Raw genomic sequence first — 26,277 nt, forward strand, 5'->3', positions numbered from 1 at the left:
AAACGCCCGAATAGAGAGAGTTCAGTATGCCCGTTAAGCCGGATATTTTGAAGGTCACTGCCACCGCCCGCAGCCGACTGTTTCAGGTTGAGGAACTTGAGCTGCGTTTCAGCAACGGCGTCGAACGCACCTATGAGCGTCTTGCCAGCCGGGGCAACGGCGCGGTCATGATGCTTCCGATCTCCGCCGACAACGAACTGCTGCTGATCCGCGAGTATGCTGCCGGCATGGAGGACTACGTGCTGACCCTGCCCAAGGGGGTGATCGATCCGGGGGAAAGTCCGGAACAGGCCGCAGACCGCGAACTGAAAGAGGAGATTGGTTTCGGCTGCCGCCAGCTCGACCTGCTGAAGGAGATGTCCACCGCCCCCAACTACATGGGTCACCGCCTGAGCGCCTATATCGCCCGGGATCTCTACCCCTGCCGCCTGGAGGGGGATGAGCCGGAAGAGCTGGAAGTCGTGCCCTGGCCGCTGGAGCAGCTGGCCGAACTGCTGCACAGCGAACAGCTGCATGAGGCGCGGGTGATCGCCGCACTGTACCTGATGCAGGACAAGCTGACGGGAGCGTTCTGATGCCGATCGGACCACAGCAGCTCAAGACCCTGCAGGCGATCTGCGATGAAGCCGGACGGGCCATTATGCAGGTTTACCGCCGCGAGGATGTTGGCATCCGGCAAAAAGACGATAACTCGCCGCTGACCGAGGCCGACCTGGCAGCCAACCGGATTATCGAGCAGGGACTCGGCCTGCTGACACCGGATATCCCCCGCCTCAGCGAGGAATCCGGTGACGAAGCCTTCCACCAGCGCCGCCAGTGGCAACGCTACTGGTGCATCGACCCGCTGGACGGAACTAAGGAATTTATCAACCGGAACGACGAATTCACCGTCAATATTGCCCTGATTGACGCTGGCCGGCCGCTGTTCGGCATTATCCATATGCCGGTCACAGGCACCAGTTACTGGGGTGGTGAAGGTATGGGGGCCTGGATGCAGCAGGCGGATCAGGCAGCAGAGCCGATCCGTTGTCAGCCCCTGGGAGAGAAACTGACCTTGATTGCCAGCCGCCGTCATGGCCAGGAAAAGACCGCAGCCCTGCTGGCCTGCCTGAAGGATGAGTTTCGCGAAATCGCCGAGGTGAATATCGGCAGCTCACTGAAGATGTGCCTGATCGCCGAGGGAAAGGCCGACCTCTATCCCCGGCTGCATCCCACCAGCGAGTGGGATACCGCTGCGGCCCAGGCGATTGTCGAAGCCGCCGGCGGCCAGTTGCTGGACGCCCACAGCCTGCAGCCACTGAGTTATAACCAGCGTGACAGTCTGATCAATCCCTGGTTTCTGGTAATTGGCGACCCGGCATTCCCGCTGGATCGCCTGGTGATAGAACCACCGGAAGATGCCTAGCTCGTAGCTCGTAGCTCGTAGCTCGTAGCTCGTAGCTCGTAGCTCGTAGCTCGTAGCTCGTAGCTCGTAGCTCGTAGCTCGTAGCTCCTAGCTCGTAGCTCGTAGCTCAGTATATTACTGACAGGCCCGGGAGCCGGTACTGATCACATCCTGTACCTTAGTGGCGAAGGCACCTTCGATACGCTGATCCATAATCGCCTGCACTTCCCGGTCACTGAAGTGCTTATGCACATAGCGACTGAGACATTCACAACGCTCCTCAGTCGCGCCCTCACCGCTCATACAGCCCTGAATGAAGGGTTCAAAGGTTTTTGAGCTAAGATACTGCGACTTCACCAGATACGCTGCCAGTGCGACGAATCCGATCCAGAGAAAAACTTTACCCATAACCTAATGCCGCCTTTGCTTATTATTGTGTCACGCAAACCGGCCACTCACCGTGTACAACGCCTGTTTGCGGGCTGGATAAACCATTCTAGGGCCAACACCGGTCACGCCTAGCACACTTTAGTCGTAAACCGATATTCACCAGCACCTGACCTGATTTAAGCTAATCCCCATATAGCCCGGGGATTAACCGCACACTTTGTACCATGAAATGCAATATCAGCGGTGCTATTATTCTCCCACTCTAACAATGACAAGGGCCGGTGGCCGTGCGGATCAGCGCAGACCTCAGCCGGCACAATGCGTGTATATCCAATAAATTAAGGTGAGACTTATGAGCTTTGAACTTCCGCCGCTGCCTTACGCAAAGGACGCCCTGGAACCACACATTTCTTCAGAAACTCTGGACTTCCACCACGGCAAACACCACAACACTTACGTGGTTAAGCTGAACGGTCTGGTTCCTGGCACTGAGTACGAAGGCAAATCTCTGGAAGAGATCATCATGGCGGCTCCGGCTGGCGGCGTTTTCAACAACGCGGCTCAGATCTGGAACCACACCTTCTACTGGAACTGCCTGTCGCCAAACGGTGGCGGCGAGCCAACCGGTGCTATCGCTGACGCGATCAACGCTAAGTGGGGTTCTTTCGCAGAATTCCAGGCCGAGCTGAACGACAAAGCTGTCAACAACTTCGGTTCCAGCTGGACCTGGCTGGTTAAGAATGCTGACGGTTCCCTGGAAATCGTTAACACCAGCAACGCGGGTACCCCGATGACTAACGGCCAGAAAGCACTGCTGACTGTTGACCTGTGGGAGCACGCTTACTACATCGATTACCGTAACGTTCGTCCTGACTACCTGAAAGGTTTCTGGGCGCTGGTAAACTGGGACTTCGCGAACGAAAACTTCGCCTGACCCCACCGGAGCCTGGCTCCACGATAGAAAAAGCACCTGCGGGTGCTTTTTTTGTGTCCGTCCGTCGATGATCTCCTCCGCTCTCGGCTCAGCGTGGACACAACCGCATCCCGCGTATTTCCCTGTCCTGCGGATAGCGCTAAACTGCCTTGTCACATTATCCGGTGACAGGACGTCTGTAATCCGATGCAACCCCTGCATAAGCTAACCATACCCGCACTCTGGCTACTGCTGGTCAGTCTGCTGATGACGGTCCTGATCCAGTTCGATCTCAGCCGGCTCGAACAGAACCTGCAGGATGAAGGCCGGTACCTGGCCGACAGCCTGAACGACCGTACCCGGCTCAACGAGGTGCTGTTGCAGAACTTTGCCACCCTGGCCGCCACCGGCCCCGGTGACCACGAAACCCTGCGCCGTTTTGCCAACACCATGCGCGAACGCTATCCTCACCTGGTACGCCTGCAGATCCAGCAGCGGGTTTCCGCCCTGGCGCTGGGGGAATTTGAGCAGCAGATGCGCCGGCGCGGCTATGATCGCTTTTTTGTCAAAATCGCCCAGCCCGATACCGACAGCAGCGGCGTCAGTATTCCGCCCCGCCAGTTCTACTATCCGATGACCTTTGTCGAGCCCTACACCGCCGGAACCCGTCATCTGCTGGGCAGTGACCTGAGCCTCGACAAGCGCTTTGAAAAGCCCTTCAGCAGCAGCAACCTCTACCGCCAGCCAGCCGCCTCTGAGCCCTTTAAGCTGACCTCTGATCTGGGTTACGCCCTGTTCCAGGCGGTCTACACGACGGACAACCCGGCGGCCCTGGATGCTGATTTCGTGATTTCCCTGGTGGTGAACTACGATGACCTGCTGGCATTGGGGCCTCAACCCTCCGCCTTCACCCATTTCAGCCTGCTCAACCGCCACGGTGAATCGATGCTGGAAGCGGGCATCAGCCTGAGGGAACATTCATTGTTGCCGGTCCTCAGCGTCACCCACCATCTCAATCACTTCGGTCAGCCACTGCAGATGCGACTGCTGCATCCGGTACGCTTTCAGGACCTGAACTGGCCGCTGATGCTGGGCGCGCTGCTGATCTCCCTGGCGGGACTGAAGCTGTTTACGGCCTATCGGGTACAGAAACAGGAAGCCAGCCAGCAACGTCAGGATGCGATCGAAGAGCTGGAAAATGAACGACAGCAGCTGGAAAAACGGGTTACGCAGCGAACCCGGGAGCTGAATGAGCAGCTAGAAGAGAACCGGAACCTGGCACACCGTATCCTGCAGATTCAGGAGAAGGAGCGGCGTCACCTGGCGCGTGAGCTGCACGACGAACTGGGCCAGTCACTGACCGCGATCCGCACCGATGCCCAGATGCTGAAACAGCTGTACAAAAACGAGAACAGCCCGGTGCACCAGAGTGCCGACTCCATCGATACCATCGCACGCCATATATACGCCGTCACCTATGACCTGATGCGCAGCCTGCGCCCGACAGCGATGGACGATCTGGGACTGGTCGATGCCATGCGCGAATGCATCGCCAACCTGCGCCTGGAGGACAAGGGCATCGCCCTCAACAGCCGCTTCAGTGGTGCCCTCAACGAGATGAGCGAAGAGTACAACATCACCCTCTACCGCCTGGTGCAGGAGGCGCTGACCAATATTCAACGCCACTCGCAGGCCTCTCAGCTGAAACTGGAGTTGCATCGTAAGGAGGTTGGCACAGCGGATGATCATCTGGTGCTGCTGATTGAGGATGATGGCTGCGGCTTTGACGACAGCCTGATGCATAACAGCAGCACCCGGGGCTCAGGCTTTGGCCTGATCGGGATGCGCGAGCGGGTGATCGCACTGGGGGGCTGCTTCAGCCTGCACTCCCGGATTGGCTATGGCACCCGAATCGAAATCAGGATTCCGCTGGGCCAGGCAACAGCGGCTGCAGCTGAGGCCACAGCGTCTCCAGCAGCAACGGCTGCGCCTCTGCATTAGGATGGATACCATCCGCCTGCATCAGCTCCGGCCGTAACGCCACCGCCTGCATAAAGAACGGAATCAGCGTGGTAGCCGTCTGTTGCGCCACCCAGCGGTAATTATCAGCGAACTTTTTCGCATACACGGGGCCATAGTTAGGCGGGATGCGCATCCCCAGCAGCAACACCTCGGCACCGGACTGCTGTGCCAGCGTGACCAGCCGCAGCAGGTTTTTTCGGATAATACCCGGCGGCGTGCCGCGCAGGCCATCGTTGCCGCCCAGTTCCAGCAGCAGCCAGCGCGGCTGATGCTGTTGCAGTAGCAGCGGCAGCCGGGCGATTCCGCCCTGAGTGGTGTCGCCACTGATACTGGCATTGACGACCTCGATATCGGGCTGGTGCTGACTCAGGCGCGACGCCAGCAGCTGCACCCAACCGCGCTCCGGCGGCATGCCGTAGGCTGCGGAGATGCTGTCGCCCAACACCAGCAGGGTGCGCGCCTGGGCCAGGCTGGCCATACTTAGCAGAATCAGGATGAAGAGAACCCGGAACATGACGCCTCCAGACACAGAGATAGTGGTATCTGCCAACGATGTCGTAAAACGCTTCACAACTCAAGCCGGCGAGCTGGATCTGTTCCAGCAGATTTCGCTACAGATCCGCCGCGGCGAAAGCGTCGCGATCACCGGTCCTTCAGGTGCCGGGAAGTCGACGCTACTCAGCCTGCTGGCCGGGTTGGACCTGCCCAGCGGCGGTGCCGTAGAGCTGATTGGCTACGATACCCGGCAACTGGATGACAGCGCCCGCGCCAACCTGCGTTCGCGCCATATCAGTTTTGTGTTCCAGTCTTTCCACCTGCTGCCCGAACTCAGCGCGCTGGAAAATGTCCGCCTGCCACTGGAGATCCGCGGTAACCCGTCCGCCGATAATGACGCGGTGCGCTGGCTACAGCAGGTGGGACTTGGCGATCGCATCAGCCACCGGCCGGCCGAACTGTCCGGTGGTGAGCAACAGCGGGTGGCACTGGCACGGGCCTTTGCCACCACCCCGGATATCCTGTTCGCCGATGAACCCACCGGCAACCTCGATGAGAGCACCGGCAGCGGCATTGTCGAGCAGCTGTTCCGCTTTAACCGCGAGCAGAACACCACCCTGATCCTGATCACCCATGACCATGAGCTGGCGGCACGCTGCGACCGCTGCCTGCACCTGCATCAGGGCAACCTTGAGGAGCGCAGATGAGAGGCGACAGCACCCTGATCAGCCCGCCGGACACGCGCAACCGCCACGGCCTGCTGTGGCGGCTGGCCTGGCAACAGAGCCGCAGCGGCCTGAAACAACCCCAGTGGCGCGCCCTGTTGCTGGCCCTGCTGGTGGCGATCACCCTGGCCACCCTGCTGGCCCTGCTGGGGAATCGCATGGAACAGAGCCTGCAGCGCCAGACAGCGGATATCCTCGGTGCCGACCTGGTGATCCGCAACAGCCGGCCGCTGCCTGCGGAGTATCGCCAGCAGGCCGGGCAACTGGGACTGCAAAGCAGTGAAGTGATCCAGTTCAACTCCATGCTCAGCTTCGAAGACCAGCTGCTGCTTAGTTCATTGAAGGTTGTCACGCCGCCCTACCCGCTGCGCGGTGAGATCGTTACCCGTAGCGATAATAACCACGATTTGCCGCAAGCGGGACAGATCTGGGTCGACACGGCCATTCTGGAACGGCTGCGCGCCCAGCCGGGCGACCTGATACAGGTCGGCTACCTGGAACTACAGATCAGCGCCGTGATGCAAAGCTCGCCTGATCGCGGCAGCGGTTTCGGCAGTTTCAGCCCGCAGGCACTGATCAGTGCCGCGGATCTCGAAGCCAGTGGCCTGCTCGGCCCCGGGGCCCGGGTGCGCTACCGTCAGCTGTATGCCGGTGAACAGGATACGCTGCAGCAGTTCGAACAGTGGCTGAAGCCCCGGCTGCAAAGCGGTGAACGCCTGATTTCACTGCAGTCACAACAGAACTTCAGCGGCGGCGCGCTGAATAACGCCGCCAGTTACCTGCGCCTCGGGGCCCTGCTGGCCCTGCTGCTCTGCGCCCTGACAATTACCCTGAGCCTGCGCCGCTATACCCGCAGCAGCAGCCAGCGCGCGGCGCTGCTGCTGAGCCTGGGACTGACACCGCAGCAACTGGTACAGCTCTACCTGTGCCAGCTGCTGATCGCCGGCCTGATCTGTGCCCTACCCGGCACCCTGCTGGCGATGGCCGCGGAACAACTGGCCCTGGGTATGCTGGCAGACCTGCTGCCGCAACCGGTACCGGCCGCCTCGCTCTGGCTCTACGGCAGCGGCGCGTTGCTGGGACTGATGATCCTGCTGACACTGGGACTGGCGCCGATTCTGTCGATCAGCCGGGTATCTGTCAGCCGCCTGTTCAGTCAGCAGGACAATGCGACGCCACTGACCGGCCGCAGCCTGCAACTGCTGGCACTGGCCGCGCTGCTCGGCCTACTGCTGTTCTACCTCGGCGATATCCGCCTCAGCCTGCTATTGCTGAGCGGATTGATAATCAGCTCGGTACTACTGGCGTTTTCCGGCAGCTGGCTGGTCCAGCAGCTGAGCCGGAGGCTAGCCGCCCGGCTGCCGCTGGGACGCTTACTGCAGTTGCGGATGCAGCAACAGCGCCGCTGGCACCGCCTGCAGATTCCGGCCATGAGCCTGCTGCTGGCGATCGCCGCGATCGCACTGGTGAGCCGCAATGACCTGATCGACCGCTGGCAGCAACAGTTGCCGGCGCAAACGCCGGACCACTTTGTCGTCAATATTCAGTCCTGGGAGCAGCAGCCACTCGCCGCTTTCCTGCAGGCGCGACAGGTCGACAGCCGCCTCTATCCGATGGTACGGGGACGGATCGGCGCCCTGAATGGCGTCACCGCCGCCGACGCCTTTAACCCGCAACAGCGCAAGCACAATGCCCTGAACCGGGAACTGAACCTGACCTGGGGAGCGCAGTTATCCGACCACAACCGCATCCGCGAGGGTAAGTGGCACGGCGCGGAGGCGAAGGGCGAGATCTCGGTCGAAACCGAGATGGCCCAGCAACTGGGGCTGAAGCTGGGCGACCAGGTCAGCTTCAATATTGCCGGCCAGACGGTCACCGCCACCCTCAGCAGTATCCGCGATGTCGACTGGCAGAGCTTCAGGCCCAGTTTCTATGTCATCTTCTCGCCCGGGGCGCTGGACCAGCTGCCGGTCAGCTACATCACCAGCTTCAGTACACCGCCGCAACAGCAGACACTGGCGGCCGACCTGATCGCGCAGTTCCCTACCCTGACCCTGATCGATATCCGCCAGCTGCTGGATCAGGCCCGGGAACTGGTATCGCATCTGGTCGACGCCTCCGGGCTGGTGATGGGGCTGACGCTGGCTGCCGGACTGTTATTGCTGTTTACCAGCCTGACCCAGGAGCTGGAGCAGCGGCGTTACGAGAACGCCCTGATTCAGGTACTGGGGGCGACGCCGAAGCAGGCCCGCCAGCTGGACCTGATGGAATTTGCCCTGCTAGGTATGGTCTGTGGCCTGATGGCCGCAGTGCTGGCAGAACTGGCGCTGTGGCCCCTGTATGGCCAGCTGATCCGTATCGAGCCGGAGCTGCACCCGGCGCTGTGGGTGATGCTGCCGCTGCTGGCAACAGCCCTGTTCCTGCTGATTGGCCTGACCGGACGGCGGGCGCTGGACCAGCGTCACTGTTACCGGTTGTTGCGGGCTGGCTAGCCCAGAGTCCGGAACTCAAAAAGCCAGCGCAATGCGCTGGCTTTTTTGCTGGACAGACAGAGAGCAAATGCCTCAGAGGCCCAGTTTCACCTCCGGCTTGGCTTCCGGATCATCCCCGACCTGCACAAAGCAGGTGTAGAGACGATCAGCCTTCACCTCTTCCAGCAGTCGCTGCTTCACCTGCTCGCCACGCTTCTCGGCCAGGGTGCGCAGTTGTTGTTCCAGCTGTTCCTGAATCTGATCCGCCGGCAACGGCTTCTTACGCTTCTTATTTTCCGCCAGCAATGCCGGCTTCAGCTGCCGGGCATCCGACGGCGCCACGGCGCCACAGATATTCAGGCGCATGGCGTCACGTTCCTTCAGCATACCGGCTATCTTCACCAGGTAATCTTCGGCGGTGCGGTCCAGCTTACTGGAACCGGCGGCAAAGCTAACCGGCTGCAGGGTGATGAAGGTGCCGTTACTGCGGGCATCCATCGCCGTGCTGGCCAGTGAGATCAGCAGACCATAGGGCTGCAACGCCTTACTCAGGTAGCTCATCGCCGCCTGCTTGACCCCTTTCTTCGCCAGCAGATTAATCACGCTCTGATAACCAAAGTCGAGATCGTTCACCGGTCCTTTCACCGGTACGTCCAGAGAGATATTGTCGCGCTTGTCCTGCAGCACCGATATTGCCGTCTCCAGTGGCATCGTCAGACGCTTACTGAATTCAGCCATCTTGTCCTTATTGCCCGGCTCCACATCGAGGCGGTTGATGCGGATCTTGTTACCGGCATTAACCACCCCCTTGCTGATCTTACCGCTGGCCTCCAGATTAAGCTGGCCGCTGCGGACATAGTAGCCGGTGTGTTTCAGGGCATAGGGGCTCAGCTGCGGCAGCTCAAGACCTTCTATATTGGCCTTCCAGTGGCCGTTATGCTGCTCGCCCATCAATTCGATCTCGCCCTCGGCCGTCAGGCTGGCAAAAGCCTCAAGCCGGGCCTTGAGTTCAAACGGACTGGCTTGCACGGCACCGGTATCGATATCAGACAGGCTGAAACGCTGCAGATCGATATCGGACTTATAGCTTGGCTTTACACTGCGGTCGCGGATATGGATCTTATTACTGCCGCTGACCAGCAGCTGCCCCAGCTGCACCCGCATCGGCTGGGCCTCCTGGGTGGCCGGCGTCGCTTTATCTCTGCCACTGCTGTCACCAGCTTTGTCCGAGGCTGCGGTTGCCGATGACTCGGCCAGTCCCAGCTGTTGCTTCAGCCACTCGACATCACTCAGCTGGGCCTGTTTATCTAACTTCACCCAGCTGTCGGAGTCACGCAGCAGCAGCTGGCGGATCTGCAGGTGCTGCATATCTGCCAACTGTAGCTGATTGACCTGCAGACTTTTCACATCGGTCAGGTGCTGGCGATCGCCGGCCACTTTCAGCCCTTCGAGACGCAGTTGCTGCAGATCGATCTGCGCCGTGTGCTGCATATCCAGTTGTTCCAGCACCAGCTGCTGCAGACTGATCAGCTGATCTTCTGCTCCATCCACGGCCGCGTTGTCCAGCTGCAGCTGAGGCAACTTAACCCTAAACGCCTGCATATCCCCGGATGCCACATCCGCGTTCAACGCCAGTGCACCGATCTGCGCCTTACGCCGGGCTTCAGCCGCCTGAATGCCCTGCAGCTGCAGCTGATGACTGGAATCCAGCGTCGACGGATGCCCCTCTGTAAACCCGAGTTCGCTGCCAAGTTCCCAGCGCAGCGTCTCCAGAGCCGCCGAGCGCTGCCCTTCAGCCATGGCGACCTGCAGTTTATCCAGGCCAAGGTTGCCGTTGGCTTTCAGCTTTTGCGGTACGTTGTCTTTCAGCCCCAGATCGAGCTTGCCCTGCCAGCCGATACGCGCCAGCTGCAACGACTGCTCCGGCTGTTGCAGGCCGATACCCGCCAGCTCCAGGCCGCTGTCCGTGCGCACCCGGGTCGGCTTCAGGTCAGCCATCTGCAGTGACAGGTCGCCCTTCCAGCGTAATGAGTTCAGGCTGGCCGCCTGGGCCGCCGGAGCGGCTTCAGCCTTCAGCTTATCCAGATCAATCCGGCCTTTGGCTTTCAGCTGACTGGGCAGACTGTCTTTCAGGGCAAGGTCCAGGGTTCCCTTCCAGCCCAGCGTATCCAGCTGTACAGCCTGCTCAGCCTGTTTCAGGCCAATGCCTTTCAGGCTCAGGGCACTGTCGCTGACCAGCCGGGTCGGCTTCAGTTCAGCCAGTGTCAGCTCCAGGTTGCCCTGCCAGCTGAGCTGTTTCTGCTTCAGGCTGATCGCCTCATCTTCCCAGCGGATCTTACGCAGGCGGATCAGGCCCTCCGGCTTCAGGGTACCGTCCTGTCCCTGCAGGTCCGCAGCCAGGCTGAGGTCGAGATCCAGCAGGCCTTCAAAGCGCGGCTCGAAGGCAGCCGTCACGCTATGCAGCGGAAAGCCGTCCAGTTTCAGTTTGACGGCAGAGGTCTTATGTTCAGGCAGTGGCACCGCTTTGGTATCGATAGCAAACGGTGCCTGATTGACGCGCCCCTGCAACAGCAGTTCGGTCTGGCGCTGCTGATCCCAGAGATAGATGTGGTTCAGTGCCAGCTGATCCAGCTGCAGCCGGTGCTTCTGCTTATCCAGCTGCGCCTTCCAGTCCAGGTCGCTGATACTGATATTGCCGATACCGGCGCTCCAGTCGCTGGCTTCAGCCGGCGGCGGCTCTGCTTCAGGTGCCGCTTCCTCTGCCTCACCGCCGAGCTTGGTCAGGTCCAGCGGCCCCAGCCAGAGCTGATCGTCCTGCTGTGAAATCCCACCTTTCAGCCCGGCAATCAGAATCTGTTCTACCAGCAGGCGCTTATCCGCCATAGCACCGTAGTTCAGCTTCAGATTGAAATAATCCAGCTGCAGCGGCTCGCGTCCCTCTGTGGCGGCGTAAAAGCCCTTCAGCTGCAACCGGCCGCTGAACCAGTTCAGCCGCAGCGCATCCAGTCGCACCTGCTCCACGCCCTGATCACGCAGCCAGATTACAATCTGGTCGCGTACCAGATAAGGCAGCGTATGCAGCACCATCAACAGCGTTATCAATATTCCCGCTAACCAACGCATAGCAATCGTCCTAAGCCTGTCCGTCCTGTTCCAGCTGTCTATGATACAAGCAGTTGATAACGTTCCCAGCCCTTTTTATTTCTCTTTATCAGCTTCAGAATAAAAGCGTATTCCCTGCGGGCTATCTGCGACAGGCCGGTGCGGTGCGGAGGCCTGGCCCTGTAATTGCCCTACCTTTCCTGCTAGAATCGCCCGCCAAAGACAGTTCTGTGCGTTTTTTAAACATATTAGATCGCTGCACCGCCCCTGACTCAGAGGCCGGGATGACAGCGACAGCAAGTAAGTAAGCTCCGGCGAGATGACGCTCCGTTCATCATGCGACCGGACATCCTGTTTCTGACTACCGATGCCCCGGCCCGTCCGGCTGGCAGGGGTCTCTTAATTACAATTTGAGGGTGATACGATGGCTGATCATGACGAAAATTTCCGCGAATCAGCGGGCTGGGGCTGGATCTTTATCAATATTCTGGCACTGCTGTGGGTCACCATGCCGGTCAGCATCGTACTGACTAAAGTGGTGCAGTGGTAATCAATCCCCGCTGAATCGGCCACGGGGAGTCCGGGAGGAAACCTGTGAGCACATTCAAGATCGGTGAAATTGCCCGTCAGTCAGGCCTCAGCGTCGAAGCGATCCGCTATTACGAACGCCGTGGCCTGATCTCTCCTGCCCAGCGCCTTCCTTCCGGCTACCGCCTCTACAACGACAGCACCCTGCAACGGCTGCACTTTATCCAGCGCTGCAAGGACCTCGGCTTCTCGCTGGAAGAGATCCTCGAACTGCTCAACCTGCAGACCGATCCCGATACCAGCTCTGCGCTGGTGAAACAGAAGATCGAAACCAAGATCCGGCTGGTAGAGCAGAAGATCGAACAGCTGCAGTCACTGCAACACTCGCTGCAGACTCTCTCCTCGCTTTGCTGCGGCGACGGCACCGTCTCCGACTGCCCGATTATCGAAAATCTCAAGCATTGAAAGCAGCTAAAAGCGGCAAGTGCTTGGCTTCAGGCAGGCACAAAAAAGCCCCGTCATCGACGAGGCTCTTCGTAACGCTTTAACTTATGGCTGACTGCTTTCAGCGAGCCGCTGCGCTTAAAGCGTCAGCGTCTCAACACCCTGTTCGGTGCCCATCAGTACGATATCCGCGCCGCGGTTAGCGAACAGGCCGTTGGTCACAACACCGGTGATATTGTTAACGAACTCTTCCAGTTCCTTCGGCTCGGTGATCTCCATATCGTGCACATCGAGGATCAGGTTACCGTTATCGGTGACGAAGCCCTCGCGCCATACCGGCATACCGTCCAGTTTCACCAGTTCGCGGGCAACATAGGAGCGCGCCATCGGGATCACTTCCACCGGCAGCGGGAATTCACCCAGCACATCCACTTTTTTAGTGCTGTCGACGATGCAGACAAACTCTTTTGCCACCGCCGCGACGATCTTCTCGCGGGTCAGGGCGCCACCGCCGCCCTTCACCAGATTGAGGCCGCCGTCAAATTCATCGGCACCATCCACATAGACTTCCATTTCCGCCACGTTGTTCAGTTCATAGACTGTGATACCGTGGTTTTTCAGGCGTTCTGCGGTTGCTTCCGAGCTGGCTACAGCGCCATCAAACAGATGCTTGATCTCTGCCAGGGCATCGATAAAGAAGTTCGCAGTCGAGCCGGTACCGACGCCGACGATGCTGTCTTCACTCAGCTTCGGTTTGATGTAATCCACTGCCGCCTGCGCGACCGCCTGTTTCATTTCGTCCTGTGTCATGCCCCACCCAATGCAAATAGACTTAATAAAGTGGCTAAATTATACGCATAGATCAGCCCCCCTTGTAGACGGGTTGACCCGTAGTCTTTAGTATTTCTGTCCCGTTAAATAATTACAGAAGAATTCCCCCGATGGTGCAGCGATATATCCGTAAAATTCTGGAAGCGCGCGTCTACGACGTAGCGGTTGAGACACCGCTGGATGAGGCCCGCGGCCTCTCCGAGCGCCTGAATAACCGGGTCCTGCTGAAGCGTGAAGACGAACAGCCGGTGTTCTCATTTAAAGTGCGTGGTGCCTATAACAAGATGGTACAGCTCACCGACGAAGAGAAGGCCCGTGGTGTCATTACCGCCTCTGCAGGCAACCATGCGCAGGGTGTGGCGATTGCTGCGCGTGAGCTGGGGATTAAAGCCACCATCGTAATGCCGAAAACCACCCCGGACGTGAAGGTGAACAACGTCCGCCGGCTCGGCGGCAAGGCGGTGCTGCACGGCGATGCCTTCGACGAGGCACGCCTGCACTCGCAGAAGCTGATGGCCGAGAAAGGCCTGGTCTATGTCCACCCCTATGACGATCCGGATGTGATCGCCGGCCAGGGAACCGTGGCGATGGAGATGCTGCGCCAGGAAGGCGGCCCGATCAATGCGATCTTCGTCCCGGTCGGTGGCGGTGGCCTGATCGCCGGGGTCGCAGCCTATGTGAAGTACCTGCGCCCGGAGACCAAGGTGATCGGCGTTGAATCGGCCGAGTCCGCCTGCCTCAAGCTGGCGATGGACAAAGGCTTCCGCGACACCCTGGATCAGGTCGGCATCTTTGCCGATGGCGTGGCGGTGGCCCAGATCGGTGAGCACACCTGGGAGATCGCCAAGGACAATGTCGACGAGGTGATCACCGTCAGCACCGACGAGATCTGCGCCGCCATCAAGGATATCTTCGACGACACCCGCTCAGTCTGCGAACCGGCCGGGGCCCTGGCCGTGGCCGGGATGAAGAAGTATGTCGAGCGTGAAGGGGTTGAGGGTCAGACCCTGATCGCCATCGATTCCGGTGCCAACGTCAACTTCGACCGCCTGCGCCATATCGCCGAGCGCTCTGAGCTGGGTGAAAAGCGCGAGGCGATCATCGCCGCCAAGATCCCGGAGAAGCCCGGCAGCTTCAAGAAGTTCTGCAAGGCGCTGGGCAGCCGCAATATCACCGAGTTCAACTACCGTTACAGCGATGACCGCGAAGCGATCGTTTTCGCTGGCGTGCAGATCAAGCCCAACAACGACGGCCGCGATGAGCTGCTGGGTGAACTGAAAGAGCACCTCGATGAAGTGGTCGACCTGACCGAGGATGAGACTGCCAAGCTGCACGTCCGCTACATGGTCGGTGGCCACGCCCCGGCCAGCGTCGACAATGAGGTGGTGTACCGTTTCGAGTTCCCGGAACGTCCCGGCGCCCTGATGAAGTTCCTCAACAAACTGGGCGGGCGCTGGAATATCTCCATGTTCCATTACCGTAACCACGGCGCCGCCTACGGTCGCGTACTGGTCGGCCTGCAGGTGGCAGAGGCGGAACGGGGCCAGGTCGATACCTTCCTCGACGAGATCGGCTACACCTACTACAACGAAACCGGCAACGCCGCCTATAAGCTATTCCTCGGCTAAACCGGCAGATCGCTCAAAGCATAAAAAAAGCGCCCACCGGCGCTTTTTTTATGCTTTGAGCCTTAACTTAGACTCTCCGCTTATGACTTCCCGCTGCTCTTAAGGCATCTCCGGCGAGTGCTCGAAACCCTTGCCGAAGAATGCCTGCAGGGTAAACAGCAGCAGCGATACCAGGCCCCAGGTCAGTCCCAGTACCACCCCGGCATCGACGATGCCGCGCCACGGCTGTTCCAGCAGGTGTACCAGCTGCACCAGGGCGATAATCCCCAGCGTCAGGCAATAGGTAACGATCTTGCGTTTACGCTGGATATCGAAGAAGCCCATACAAAACAGCGGTGCCAGCAGGGTGCGCAGCGGTGTGCCGTTATCAGCCAGATAACGTACCCGGGCGGCTACCCGTGGCGACCAGCCCTGCTGAAAGCCCCGATAGCCCTCGGCAAAGCCCATAAAAACCAGACTGAACACCAGTGCGGCCCAGTGGTACCAGTCCAGACTGCTGTCGAACGTCTGCAGGGCAATTTGGCTCAGGCGATAGATGGCACTGCCGAATATCAGACAAACACCGGTCAGGCCCCAGAATGCGGCAACGAATCCCACTACTGCGTAGCTCCAATATGGGTGAAAACGCCCCATTATATGTGAGGTGCAGGGCCTAAGGGTAATGCGCTCCGTCAAACAGGCAAAAAAAACCACCGCTGGGCGGTGGTTAACTGCACTCATCGAAAGTCCAGAGCAATTAAAAAGGACCACATCCTGTGGCCAAGGTCCGTTCCCTGGCTGGGACAGGTTGGCTAGTAGCCGTTCAGCTGATCGATATACTCCGGCAGGAATAGGGATATCTGCGGGATATAGGTAATCAGCATCAGGAACAACAGCAACAGGCTGAGCCATGGCAGGCAGGCCTTGATGACCCACACCATATTGCGGCCGGTGATCCCGGCGGTGACAAACAGGTTGAGCCCTACCGGCGGTGTCAGCATACCGATCTCCATGTTCACCACCATGATGATGCCCAGGTGGATCGGGTCGATACCCAGCTGAGTGGCGATCGGGAACAGGATCGGTGCCATGATCAGCAGGATCGCCGATGGCTCCATAAAGTTACCGGCAATCAGCAGCAGGATATTCACTACGATCAGGAAGCCCCAGGCAGGCAGGCCCCATTCGATAATGATCTCGGCAATGCTGTGCGGGATACGCTCGGTCGTCAGGACGTGGGCGAACAGCATCGCGTTGGCGATGATGAACAGCAACATCATGGAAACCTTGGAGGCATCCACCAGCACCTTGCGCACTTCCGGGTTGCTGACAGAACGCGGCATCGCCCACAGCATCTGCAGCAGGTTGCGTACAGACGCGGTCAGCAGGCCTTCGCCCTCATTGCGCCACGCCACGCCTTTCAGCGGACCGATATCACGGTAGCCCAGCACGGAGATCAGGTATGCGTATACCGCCGCAACCGCTGCGGCTTCGGTCGGAGACGCTACACCGCCATAGATGGAACCCAGTACGATAATGATCAGCATCAGGCCACCCAGCGCGATCGCACCGGACTTCGCCAGCTGACGCACGCCCGGGAACGGCTGCGATGGCAGCTTTTTGATACGGGCGACGATATAGATCGCCAGCATCAGTATGCCACCCATCATCAGGCCCGGAATGAAACCGGCCATGAACATACGTGAAGCGGACACCTCAGTCGCAGCGGCGTAGACCAGCATCACGATCGAAGGCGGGATCAGGATACCCAGGGTACCGGCGTTGGCGATAACGCCCGCGGCGAAAGACTGCGGATAGCCCGCGCGCACCATACCGGCGATGACAATAGTACCGATCGCCGCCACGGTCGCCGGGGAGGAGCCGGACACCGCCGCGAACAGCATGCAGGCCATCACCGAGGCCATCGCCAGGCCGCCACGGATATGGCCGACGCTGTCGATCGCAAAGTTGATCAGGCGCTTGGCCACACCACCGGTCGACAGGAAGGCGGACGACAGGATAAAGAACGGGATCGCCAGCAGGGTGTAATGCTCGGACGTTGCCTCAAACAGCTTCAGGGCAATCGATGCCAGCGAGTCATTGGAAAACAGCAGTATGGTGGTGACTGAGGAGAGCCCCAGCGCCACGGCGATCGGCATACCGATCAGCATACAGCCAAACAGGGTGATAAAGAGTACGGCGATGGTCATGACTTCACCTCCTGAGTCTCAGCGGTCTGGGTTCGATCAGCCACAGCCTGCTGCAGCTCTTCGGCGATCTCCATTGATTCCTTGGCTTCATCGGCAAAGTGGAAGCCCTCGGCCTCGCCACGCATCACCTTCCAGCCCAACTGCAGGAAGCGTGCGATCAGCAGCACGAAGCCGATCACCAGGATGCTCATTGGAATCCACTTCGGCACCGGCAGGTCTTCCAGCTCGATACCGATCATCTTCATCTTGCTGATATAGATCCAGGAGCCGTACAGGAACAGGCCGCTGTACAGCAGACTCAGGCCAACGGCCAGCAGGGTGAAGCCGCGATGGGCTTTGCCCGGCAGCATTTTCACAAACACATCGACACCGATATGGGCGCCGACCTTGACGCCGTAGGATGCACCAAACAGCACAAACCATGCGGCTAATAACAGGGTCACTTCCTGCGCCCAGTGGATACCGGCATTGAAGCCAAAGCGCATCACCACTTCGGCAAATACCAGCAAGGTCATCGATACCAGAAGCAGGGACAGGAAACCCTCCTCCAGCTTAGTTACCATATTACGTTCCATACGGCCCCTCTCAGCGGCTGTTGCCGCTCTTATCGTTATTGCCAGACAGCAAAACCCACAGGACAGCCGGCAGCCTGGCTACAGGCGCCTCTCCTCTGAGTTCTTTACGGAATTGGATAAAGGGGCAGAACGGCTGTTCCGCCCCGGGATTCAGCGCTGCTTACTTGTTCGCCGCCACGGCCGCATCGATCAGATCCTTACCGATCTGGCCTTCAAACTTCTTCCATACCGGCTTCATCGCTTTCACCCACTGGGCACGCTCAGCGTCGGAGATTTCGATCACTTCAGAACGCTTGGAGTCGATGATCGCCTGCTTGTCAGCCGCATCTTTCTGAGCCGCGATGCTGTTGCCGTAGACAATCGCTTCATCCAGAGCCTTCTTCACTTCAACGCGCAGGTCATCATCCAGCTGCATCCAGAACTCAGCAGAGGTTACGACCATGTAGTCCAGCAGACCGTGGTTGGACTCGGTGATATAAGGCTGTACTTCGAAGAATTTCTTCGAGTAGATGTTGGACCAGGAGTTTTCCTGACCGTCGATCGCCCGGGTCTGCAGCAGGGTAAATACTTCGGAGAATGGCTTTTTCAGTGGTACCGCATCGACCGCTTCAAACTGCGCCTGCAGTACGTCGGAGGTCATAATACGGAACTTCTTACCTTCGGCATCCGCCGGGGTTTTCAGCGGCTGGCTGGCAGACAGCTGTTTCATGCCATTGTGCAGGTAGCCCAGACCAACCAGGCCCTTCTTCTGCAGTGAGCCGAGCAGTTTCTGGCCATCAGGGCCGTTCTGGAAACGATCAACCGCTTCCATATCTTTAAACAGGAAAGGCAGGTCAAAGATCTGCAGCTGTTTGGTGTACTTCTGGAATTTAGACAGCGCCGGAGCCGCCATCTGCACGTCGCCCAGCAGCATCGCTTCCAGTACCTTGTTGTCGCCGAACAGCTGGGAGTTAGGGAACACCTTAACTTCAACCTTACCGGCCAGACGCTCTTCTACCAGCTCTTTAAACTTGGTAGCCATCTTGCCTTTAGGGGTGTTTTCAGCCACGACATGGGAGAATTTAATCTCAACCGGGGCCGCAGAAACAGTTTGGGCACCTACCATCAGAGCCAGGGAAGCGACAGCAGCAGTCAGTAAACGCATGATGCATCTCCTGTTGTTTGTATTGTTTTATGTTTTTTGTATTTACGTCACGTCACCGGGCGGGAACCGGATCGGCGTCGCTAACCTATACAAAGCAACAGTCAGGCCAGATTTTAAAAACCACAGATAAATAAAAATATATCTTTTATTTATCAAACACTTAAAAACACACACTTTAACTATCCGGCGTCCGGCCGATAACCGTTAATGAGTGGATCCCCACCCATTCCCGGTTTTAGCCGGGGTGGTAATCCGCCCAAGCCAGATAAATTAACAAACGCTCAAGATTAAGCAGGGCTTTTTTGATCTGCGTCGGAAAAATATCGAACGCATCTCTATATCTTTAGCAGTGCTTATGTATTATTAAATATCAGTCTAAATCCTTACCAACTCGGACTATGGATAGCATCGTGAATAAAACCGGCCTTTCGATACAAACAAAAATAAACCTTTCTCTGGCCGCGGTTTTCCTTCTGGTACTCGTCAGCTCCCTCAGTGCGATCTATCGCAGCGAATCATCGCTGGTACTTGAAGTGGCCGAACGCACCACACTGGATAAAGCCGACGCCTACTTCGACAGTATCAATATCCTGATGCTCAGTGGCGCCATGAATAATCGCCAGGCGCTGCAGGAAAAGATCCTCGCCAGCGAAGATGTGATCGAGGCCCGAATCATCCGTGGTGACAGCGTGAGTAAGGTGTATGGTCCGGGCCGTGCGGATGAGAAGATCATCGATGACTTCGACCGCCGGGCGATGAAGGGTGAACAGATTATTGCCGAGCTGGATGACGAGCAGGGCCATCGCCTGACCGTGATCACACCGATGAAGGCCAGCAGCTCCTATAAGGGCACCAACTGCCTGCTCTGCCATCAGGTCGAAGAGGGTTCGGTGCTGGGCGCAGTACGCGTCACCTATTCGTTCGCCAATATGGATGAGAAGATTAAGAGCAATCTGATCAGCGTGGCACTGGTCGAGCTGGTCCTGTTTATTGGCGGGGTGTTGCTGATCAGCCTGCTGCTGAGTCGCATGGTGGTGAAACCCATCCGCAAGATGAGCAAGACCATCAGCCGGATCGAACAGGACTCAGACCTGCAGCAGCGGGTCAGCATCGATTCCTCCGATGAGATGGGCGCGATGGCGCACTCCTTTAACTCGATGCTGGACGCCTTCCACCAGAGCCTGACTCAGGTCAGCGATACCATCCACCAGCTGAGCAGTTCCAGCCGCCATATCAACAGTATCGCCGATATGGCCGATGAAGCGGTGCGCAACCAGGAACTGCAGACCTCGGCGGTTGCCTCCGCCATGGCGCAGATGAAAACCGCCACCCGCAGCGTCGAAGTCAGCGCCCAGAGCACCGTGTCCGCCTCCGATATGGCGCTGCAGGAGAGCAGCGCCGGTACCGGAATCACCAGCGATGCCATTAGGGCCATCGAGACCCTGAAGCAGAATATCGATCAGGCCACCACGGTAATCCATAAGCTGGATGACCAGAGCCAGAACGTCGGCATCGTGCTGGAGGTGATCCAGAAGATCGCCGAACAGACCAACCTGCTGGCCCTGAACGCGGCGATTGAAGCCGCCCGGGCCGGCGAGCAGGGCCGTGGTTTCGCCGTAGTGGCGGATGAGGTACGTACCCTGGCCAGCCGCACCCGTAACTCTACCGAAGAGATCAATGCCATTATCGAGCAGCTGCAGAGCGATGCCCGCGATGCGGTGGATGTGATGCAGCGTGCCCATGACAGCGCCGAAGAGGGTGTGGTTCAGGTACAGCAGACCGCCAATGCGCTGGGGAATATCGCCGAAGAGGTGAAGATGATCAACGATATGAACCATCAGGTCGCCTCCTCCGTCACCGAGCAGACCCAGATGGCGGCCGATGTGGAGGAGAACGTCAGCCAGATCGCCCGGACCTCGGAGCACACCTCCGAACGTGCTTCCAAGCTCAATAACGTCGCCCAGGAACTGGGCGGACTGGCCGGCCAGCTGGAAGGCCTGGTGGCGCGCTTCAAGCTGTAGAAGCAACTGTAAGCGATAAACTGGTAGCTGCAAGCTAAGAAAAAGCCCCGCCCGGATATCCCGGCGGGGCTTTTTCGTCTAACCCGCTTGCTGCGCGCAGCCCGCGTTGCGGCCTACTTGTAGTCCGCCTTGTCGAGGTCGTATTTCTTCATCTTGTCATACAGAGTCTTGCGCGCCAGACCGAGGCTGGCCTGGGTATCCTTGATCGAGCCGCCGTGACGTTCCAGCTCGGCATGGATCAGCATCTTCTCAAACCGTTCCACCTGTTCCGGCAGGGTCAGCTGGGTCGCATCCTCAGTGATCGGACGGTTATCGAAGTCAAAGGTGCAGCCCTCGCCCAGCAGCACATAACGCTCCGCCAGGTTACGCAATTCACGCACATTGCCGGGCCAGTCGTGACTGATCAGGCTGTGCATCCGCTCTGCCGACAGCGGCACGGCTTCGCGGCCGAACTGGTTGGACGCCACCAGGGTGAAGTGCTGGAACAGCAAGGCGATATCCTCGCGACGCTGACGCAGGGCCGGAATATCCAGCCGTACCACATTGAGGCGGTAATAAAGGTCTTCGCGGAACTCGCCGCGCTCGCTCATCTCGCGCAGGTCGACCTTGGTGGCGGCGATAATGCGCAGGTCCAGCGGGATCAGCTGGTTGGAGCCGAGGCGCTCGATCGCCCGTTCCTCCAGTACCCGCAGCAGCTTGATCTGCAGGGTCATCGGCATGCTCTCGATCTCGTCGAGGAACAGGGTGCCGCCGTTGGCATACTCGAACTTACCGATCCGGCGGCTGCTGGCATCGGTAAAGGCGCCCTTCTCATGGCCGAACAACTCCGACTCGATCAGGTTTTCCGGCACCGCACCGCAGTTGATGGCAACAAAATTCTGCTCGCGACGCGAGCTGTGCTCGTGGATATAACGCGCCATCAGGTCCTTACCGGTGCCGGTCTCACCGAGAATCAGGATATCCGCCGGGGCATCAGCGATGGTCCCGGCCAGCCGCCGCATCTGAATCACCGCCGGGGCGCTGCCGATAATCTTCGGTCCCGGCGCGCTCTGGGCTTCAAGCTCCTCTCGCAGCTGGCGGTTTTCGAGGGTCAGGGCACGCTTCTCCACCGCCCGGCGCACCACATCCAGCAGCAGTTCCGAGCTGAACGGCTTCTCGATAAAGTTATAGGCGCCATCCCGCATCGCGGTTACCGCCATGGAAATATCGCCATGGCCGGTAATCAGGATCACCGGCAGGTCAGGATCGATCTCATGCACTTTCCGCATCAGCGCCAGGCCATCCATGCCCGGCAGGTTGATATCGGTCACCACCACCCCCGGCCAGGCTTCATCCAGCTGCGCCAGTACCGGCTCAGCGCGTTCCAGCACGGTCACCTCATAGCCGCCCAGCTCCAGCGTCTGCCCTGCTGCCAGCCGGATATGCTTCTCATCATCCACCAGAATAATCGGCAGGCGGCTGTCGGACTGCGTTGGCTCGGTCATGTGGATTCCTGAATATTGTTGGCCTGCGGACACTGTGCCCGCGGCAGGGTCATTGAGAATACGGCACCACCCTGCGGATGGTTGCTGGCGCTGAGTGTACCATTCAGGCTGGCAATAATACGGTGCGAGATCGATAACCCCAAACCCAGCCCCTGGCCGGACTTCTTGGTGGTATAGAACGGCTCGAACACCATATCCAGCTCATCATCGGGAATTCCGGGGCCGTGATCCCGCAGCTGCAGGCAGAGTTCATCCTCTTGCTGCAGCAGGCTGATATCGATCTGTTTCTGCGGCATGCCCTCCATCGCCTGCAGGGCGTTGCTGATCAGATTCACCACCACCTGCTCCAGCCGCACCACATCTCCCATCACATAGAACTGCTGCAGCGACTCGGGCCAGTTGATCTGCGCCGCCTGCTTATCGAGGCGACCATACATAATCGACATGGCGCCGTCGGAGACGGTTTTCAGGCACACCGGTTCCGGCTGGCCGGAGCTCTGGCGCGAAAACTCCTTCAGCGGGTGGATGATCTTAGCCATCCGCTCGGTCAGCCCGGCAATCTCGGTCAGGTTGCCCTCCACCGTTTCCGACTTACCCATCCCCAGGAAGGCCCGGGCGTTTTCAGCATAAGCGCGAATCGCCGTCAGTGGCTGGTTCAGCTCATGGTTGATACCGGCTGACATCTGTCCCAGTAATGCCAGCTTGGCAGTCTGAATCAGCTGGTTCTGGGTATCCTTATGCTTGTCCATCTCGGCCCGCAGCCGCTCGTTGGTCAGCGTCAGGTCGCCAGTGCGCTCTTCCACCCGCAGCTCCAGTTCCTCGCGGGCACGCTTGAGCTGCTCCTCATAGCGTTTACGCTCGGTGATATCGTGCACCGTCAGGATAAAGCGTTTTAAGCCGCCCACCTGCATCTGACCGATTACCAGCTCGACCGGGAACAGGAATTTATTACAGTGACAGGCCTGCGCTTCCAGCAGCGCCTCCTGCCCCGCCGGCGACTCGATCTGCTCCCAGCAGCGGTGCCGGTCCTGCTCGGCAAACAGCATACTGAAATACTGGCCGCGCACCTGATCCTGCTGATAACCAAACAGTTTTTCGGCGGTGGTATTGAAGGAATCGATCCGGCCCTGGTCATCCAGCGTGATCAGTCCCGCCCAGGTGTTGTCGATCACCGCCCTGATCCTCGCCTCGCTCTCCTCCAGCGCGGCGGTGCGCTGCTGCTTAAAGCGGGTGCGTTCGCGCTGGATACGCTCGCGGCTGATCAGAAAGGCGGCCAGCACCACCAGCAACAGAAACACCGCAGCCGTCAGTACGGTGGTGTTATACATCTGCCGCTGCACCGGCTTCAGGCTGGCGAGAATCGATACCGTCAGGCCGGTATCGTCCAGCTCGCGGCTCTGCAGCAGGTACTGGCGGGCATCGATGCCGTCCAGCGCCGAATTCTCAATCGCCTCCCCCTCCATCAAGGTGATCAGCTCGGCACCGTCATTCAGTTCACGCCGGTGCAGGATATCCAGTGCCACCAGCTCGTGGTTCTGGTAGCGGGCACTCTCGACAATACGCTGCATATCCTCTGGCGCCAGCGGATGCAGGGTACGGAACTTCCAGTCGCTGCGGGTGGAGATGAAGATCACGCCGTCTTCGTCGGTGACCAGGATATCCCGCCCGGCATCACTCCAGTCCGACTCGATCTCATTCAGGTCGATCTTAACCACGATGACGCCGGTGATCTGCTCACGCTGATAGACCGGGTAGGAGAAGTAGTAGCCGCGCTTGCGTGAGGTGGAGCCAAGGGCGAAGTAACGCCCCGGCCGGCCTTCGATGGCGTCCTTAAAGTAGGGCCTGAAAGCGAAGTTACGGCCGATAAACGAACGCAGCCGCATCCAGTTGCTGGCGGCGACGGTGTGGCCCTCCGCACTCATCACATACACATCGGACGCCTGAATCGTGGCCTGAACCTGGGCCAGGTAGACACTGGCACGCCGCCGCACTTCCGGATCGTCCGGCTGCAGCAGCACCTGCTGCAGGGTGGTATGGGTCGCCAGCAGGCTGGGCAGATCGGCATAGCGCTCCAGCTTTTGCTGCAGATTCAGCAGGTAGCGGTTGAGGTCGGTCTGCGCCCGGTGCTGCAGATCATCCAGCGCATTCTGGCGTGAGATCTGTGCCGCCTGCCCCACCACCAGGGCAAACAGAATCAGTAAGCAGAGGGTGATCGACCAGCGGTGGCGTTGCCAGTGACTCTGTGCGAAGTGTTTAGTGTCCATGGCGATTATTATGAATGCAGGTCAGATAACTTGAAATAGCAACTTGAAATAGCTATCCCCGCCCCATAACTTATACAGCTCAAACGTCACGGAGTGATCCGTCTAGCCCTTCGAGCAGGAACTGTCATGCTGAAACGCACAAAAATCGTTGCAACCCTGGGCCCTTCCACCGATCAACCCGGCGTGCTGGAGCAGCTGCTGCGCAGCGGCGTCAACACCGTCCGCCTGAACTTCTCCCACGGCAGCGCCGATGACCACCGCCGCCGCGCCAGCGAAGTCCGCGAAGCCGCACGCAAACTGGGACTGGCAATCGCCGTGCTGGGCGACCTGCAGGGACCGAAGATCCGTATCGCACGTTTTCACAATGACCGCATCCAGCTGGAGCCTGGCGATCAGTTCACCCTCGACAGCACCCTGGACAACCTCGCCGGTGACCAGCACCAGGTCGGCCTTGACTATAAAGACCTGCCACGGGACTCCGCCCCCGGCGACATCCTGCTGCTGGACGATGGCCGGGTCCAGCTGAAAGTCACTGCCGTGGACGGCGACAAGGTCCACACCGAAGTGCTGATCGGCGGTGCCCTGTCCAACAACAAGGGCATCAACAAACAGGGCGGCGGCCTGTCCGCAGCCGCCCTGACCGACAAGGATAAGCGCGATATTCTGGTGGCAGCCGAGATCGATATGGATTACGTCGCCGTCTCCTTCCCGCGCAGCGGTGACGACCTGCGCGAAGCCCGTCAGTTGCTGGAAGCCGCCGGCAGCCGGGCCGAGATCATCGCCAAGATAGAGCGCGCCGAGACTGTTGCCAGCAACGAAGCGCTGGATGATGTGATCCTCGCCAGTGACGGTGTGATGGTGGCCCGTGGCGATCTGGGAGTTGAGATCGGTGATGCCGAGCTAATCGGGGTACAGAAACATATCATCAAGCGTGCCCGTGAGCTGAACCGCGTCATCATCACCGCCACCCAGATGATGGAGACTATGATCGAAAACGCGATGCCGACCCGGGCCGAAGTGTTCGACGTCGCCAATGCGATCCTCGACGGCACCGACGCGGTGATGCTGTCGGCCGAAACGGCGGCCGGTAAGCACCCGGTGGAGGTGGTCGAGGCGATGACCCGGATCTGCCAGGGGGCCGAGAAACACCAGCTTTCCCGCCCCAGCCCGACCGGTATCACCCAGCGCTGCGAACGTTTCGATGAGACCATCGCCCGCTCCGCCATGTATACCGCCAACCATCTGGTGGGCGTGAAAGCGATTATCTGCCTGACCGAATCCGGCTCCACCCCGCTGTGGATGTCCCGTATCCGTTCCGGCCTGCCGATTTTCGCCCTCACCCGCAACGACCGCACCCTGCGTCGCCTGGCCCTCTACCGCGGCGTCGAGCCGATGTTCTTCGACGCCACCGCCGTCGCGGAGAGCAAGCTCAATGAAGAAGTCATCGCCGGACTGAAAGCCAAAGGCCAGCTGCAGAGCGGTGATCTGGTGATCCTCACCCGCGGCGCCAGCCTCGGCACCATGGGCGGTACCAACTCCATGCAGGTGATCCAGGTCAGCTGATCAGCCTGTTCGACTAAGCCCCGCGCCCTGACGGGTCGCGGGACGTTTCGTTTTATCAGTCCCTCAGACATAATTTCCGGTCGCAATCCGGCATTCATCTGGCG

Annotated in this window: 21 protein-coding genes; 11 read left to right on the forward strand and 10 right to left on the reverse strand. The window is 59.2% G+C overall.

All coding sequences use genetic code 11. The features are described from left to right. Positions 1–26 precede the first annotated feature (26 nt). Together nudE and cysQ are read left to right on the forward strand one after the other, a co-directional pair. On the forward strand, positions 27–575 hold the full coding sequence (gene nudE, locus Q354_RS0110055) for an ADP compounds hydrolase NudE (RefSeq protein WP_027857494.1): 549 nt from the start codon (positions 27–29) through the stop codon (positions 573–575). Then, on the forward strand, positions 575–1,405 hold the full coding sequence (gene cysQ, locus Q354_RS25300; protein ID WP_051560032.1) for a 3'(2'),5'-bisphosphate nucleotidase CysQ: 831 nt from the start codon (positions 575–577) through the stop codon (positions 1,403–1,405). Before nudE ends, cysQ begins: the two co-directional genes overlap by 1 nt. A 114-nt stretch (positions 1,406–1,519) precedes the next feature. Here cysQ and Q354_RS0110065 read toward each other — a convergent pair whose 3' ends face one another. Beyond that, complete coding sequence (locus tag Q354_RS0110065; protein WP_027857495.1) at positions 1,520–1,792, reverse strand: hypothetical protein; 273 nt, start codon at positions 1,790–1,792, stop codon at positions 1,520–1,522. A gap of 334 nt (positions 1,793–2,126) precedes the next feature. Here Q354_RS0110065 and Q354_RS0110070 point away from each other — a divergent pair, with 334 nt between their 5' ends. Then, positions 2,127–2,708, forward strand: a complete 582-nt coding sequence (locus Q354_RS0110070) for a Fe-Mn family superoxide dismutase (RefSeq protein ID WP_027857496.1) — start codon at positions 2,127–2,129, stop codon at positions 2,706–2,708. A gap of 186 nt (positions 2,709–2,894) precedes the next feature. Then, complete coding sequence (locus Q354_RS27350; protein ID WP_051560033.1) at positions 2,895–4,688, forward strand: ATP-binding protein; 1,794 nt, start codon at positions 2,895–2,897, stop codon at positions 4,686–4,688. On the opposite strand, the gene Q354_RS0110080 is transcribed toward Q354_RS27350, so the two are convergent. Beyond that, the gene (locus Q354_RS0110080; RefSeq protein WP_027857497.1) at positions 4,606–5,223 is read right to left on the reverse strand and encodes an arylesterase; all 618 of its coding nucleotides are present in this window, start codon (positions 5,221–5,223) and stop codon (positions 4,606–4,608) included. The genes Q354_RS27350 and Q354_RS0110080 overlap by 83 nt on opposite strands. On the opposite strand from Q354_RS0110080, the gene Q354_RS0110085 reads away from it, so the two are divergent. Together Q354_RS0110085 and Q354_RS0110090 are read left to right on the forward strand one after the other, a co-directional pair. After that, on the forward strand, positions 5,222–5,911 hold the full coding sequence (locus Q354_RS0110085; protein ID WP_027857498.1) for an ABC transporter ATP-binding protein: 690 nt from the start codon (positions 5,222–5,224) through the stop codon (positions 5,909–5,911). The genes Q354_RS0110080 and Q354_RS0110085 overlap by 2 nt on opposite strands. After that, entirely contained in the window at positions 5,908–8,421 is a 2,514-nt protein-coding gene (locus tag Q354_RS0110090) for an ABC transporter permease (RefSeq protein ID WP_027857499.1), read from the forward strand. The genes Q354_RS0110085 and Q354_RS0110090 overlap by 4 nt, the downstream gene beginning before the upstream one ends. Positions 8,422–8,493: 72 nt before the next feature. Here the strand turns inward: Q354_RS0110090 and Q354_RS0110095 are convergent, their stop codons facing one another. Next, complete coding sequence (locus tag Q354_RS0110095) at positions 8,494–11,592, reverse strand: DUF748 domain-containing protein (RefSeq protein WP_456085366.1); 3,099 nt, start codon at positions 11,590–11,592, stop codon at positions 8,494–8,496. A gap of 334 nt (positions 11,593–11,926) precedes the next feature. Between Q354_RS0110095 and Q354_RS28865 the strand changes: the two genes are divergently transcribed. Further along, complete coding sequence (locus Q354_RS28865; protein WP_281174721.1) at positions 11,927–12,052, forward strand: hypothetical protein; 126 nt, start codon at positions 11,927–11,929, stop codon at positions 12,050–12,052. A 44-nt stretch (positions 12,053–12,096) separates the two neighbouring features. Next, positions 12,097–12,495: a heavy metal-responsive transcriptional regulator gene (locus tag Q354_RS0110105; protein ID WP_027857501.1), complete on the forward strand. Its 399-nt coding sequence runs from the start codon at positions 12,097–12,099 to the stop codon at positions 12,493–12,495. A 117-nt stretch (positions 12,496–12,612) separates the two neighbouring features. Here Q354_RS0110105 and rpiA read toward each other — a convergent pair whose 3' ends face one another. Continuing rightward, the gene (gene rpiA / locus Q354_RS0110110) at positions 12,613–13,284 is read right to left on the reverse strand and encodes a ribose-5-phosphate isomerase RpiA (RefSeq protein WP_027857502.1); all 672 of its coding nucleotides are present in this window, start codon (positions 13,282–13,284) and stop codon (positions 12,613–12,615) included. Between the two features lie 131 nt (positions 13,285–13,415). Between rpiA and ilvA the strand changes: the two genes are divergently transcribed. Further along, a complete protein-coding gene (gene ilvA, locus Q354_RS0110115) occupies positions 13,416–14,933 on the forward strand; it encodes a threonine ammonia-lyase, biosynthetic (RefSeq protein ID WP_027857503.1) in 1,518 nt (505 codons plus the stop codon). Between the two features lie 99 nt (positions 14,934–15,032). Here ilvA and Q354_RS0110120 read toward each other — a convergent pair whose 3' ends face one another. The 4 genes from Q354_RS0110120 to Q354_RS0110135 form a co-directional block, all read right to left on the reverse strand. Then, positions 15,033–15,530, reverse strand: a complete 498-nt coding sequence (locus Q354_RS0110120) for a hypothetical protein (RefSeq protein ID WP_027857504.1) — start codon at positions 15,528–15,530, stop codon at positions 15,033–15,035. Between the two features lie 194 nt (positions 15,531–15,724). Then, positions 15,725–17,122: a TRAP transporter large permease gene (locus Q354_RS0110125; RefSeq protein WP_027857505.1), complete on the reverse strand. Its 1,398-nt coding sequence runs from the start codon at positions 17,120–17,122 to the stop codon at positions 15,725–15,727. Then, on the reverse strand, positions 17,119–17,697 hold the full coding sequence (locus Q354_RS0110130; protein ID WP_027857506.1) for a TRAP transporter small permease: 579 nt from the start codon (positions 17,695–17,697) through the stop codon (positions 17,119–17,121). Before Q354_RS0110130 ends, Q354_RS0110125 begins: the two co-directional genes overlap by 4 nt. Before the next feature lie 160 nt (positions 17,698–17,857). Continuing rightward, positions 17,858–18,841: a TRAP transporter substrate-binding protein gene (locus Q354_RS0110135; RefSeq protein WP_027857507.1), complete on the reverse strand. Its 984-nt coding sequence runs from the start codon at positions 18,839–18,841 to the stop codon at positions 17,858–17,860. 410 nt (positions 18,842–19,251) lie between these two features. Here Q354_RS0110135 and Q354_RS0110140 point away from each other — a divergent pair, with 410 nt between their 5' ends. Next, positions 19,252–20,862 (forward strand): methyl-accepting chemotaxis protein, encoded by a 1,611-nt coding sequence (locus Q354_RS0110140; protein WP_156948286.1) that lies wholly within the window; start codon positions 19,252–19,254, stop codon positions 20,860–20,862. A 113-nt stretch (positions 20,863–20,975) separates the two neighbouring features. On the opposite strand, the gene Q354_RS0110145 is transcribed toward Q354_RS0110140, so the two are convergent. Together Q354_RS0110145 and Q354_RS0110150 are read right to left on the reverse strand one after the other, a co-directional pair. Continuing rightward, positions 20,976–22,346, reverse strand: a complete 1,371-nt coding sequence (locus Q354_RS0110145; protein WP_051560034.1) for a sigma-54-dependent transcriptional regulator — start codon at positions 22,344–22,346, stop codon at positions 20,976–20,978. Continuing rightward, on the reverse strand, positions 22,343–24,610 hold the full coding sequence (locus tag Q354_RS0110150; protein ID WP_051560035.1) for an ATP-binding protein: 2,268 nt from the start codon (positions 24,608–24,610) through the stop codon (positions 22,343–22,345). Before Q354_RS0110150 ends, Q354_RS0110145 begins: the two co-directional genes overlap by 4 nt. 126 nt (positions 24,611–24,736) lie before the next feature. On the opposite strand from Q354_RS0110150, the gene pyk reads away from it, so the two are divergent. Further along, positions 24,737–26,173: a pyruvate kinase gene (gene pyk, locus Q354_RS0110155; protein WP_027857511.1), complete on the forward strand. Its 1,437-nt coding sequence runs from the start codon at positions 24,737–24,739 to the stop codon at positions 26,171–26,173. The last annotated feature ends 104 nt before the right edge of the window (positions 26,174–26,277 follow it).

The organism is Marinobacterium jannaschii DSM 6295, from assembly GCF_000620085.1.
GTDB classification, from domain to species: Bacteria; Pseudomonadota; Gammaproteobacteria; order Pseudomonadales; family Balneatricaceae; genus Pontibacterium; species Pontibacterium jannaschii.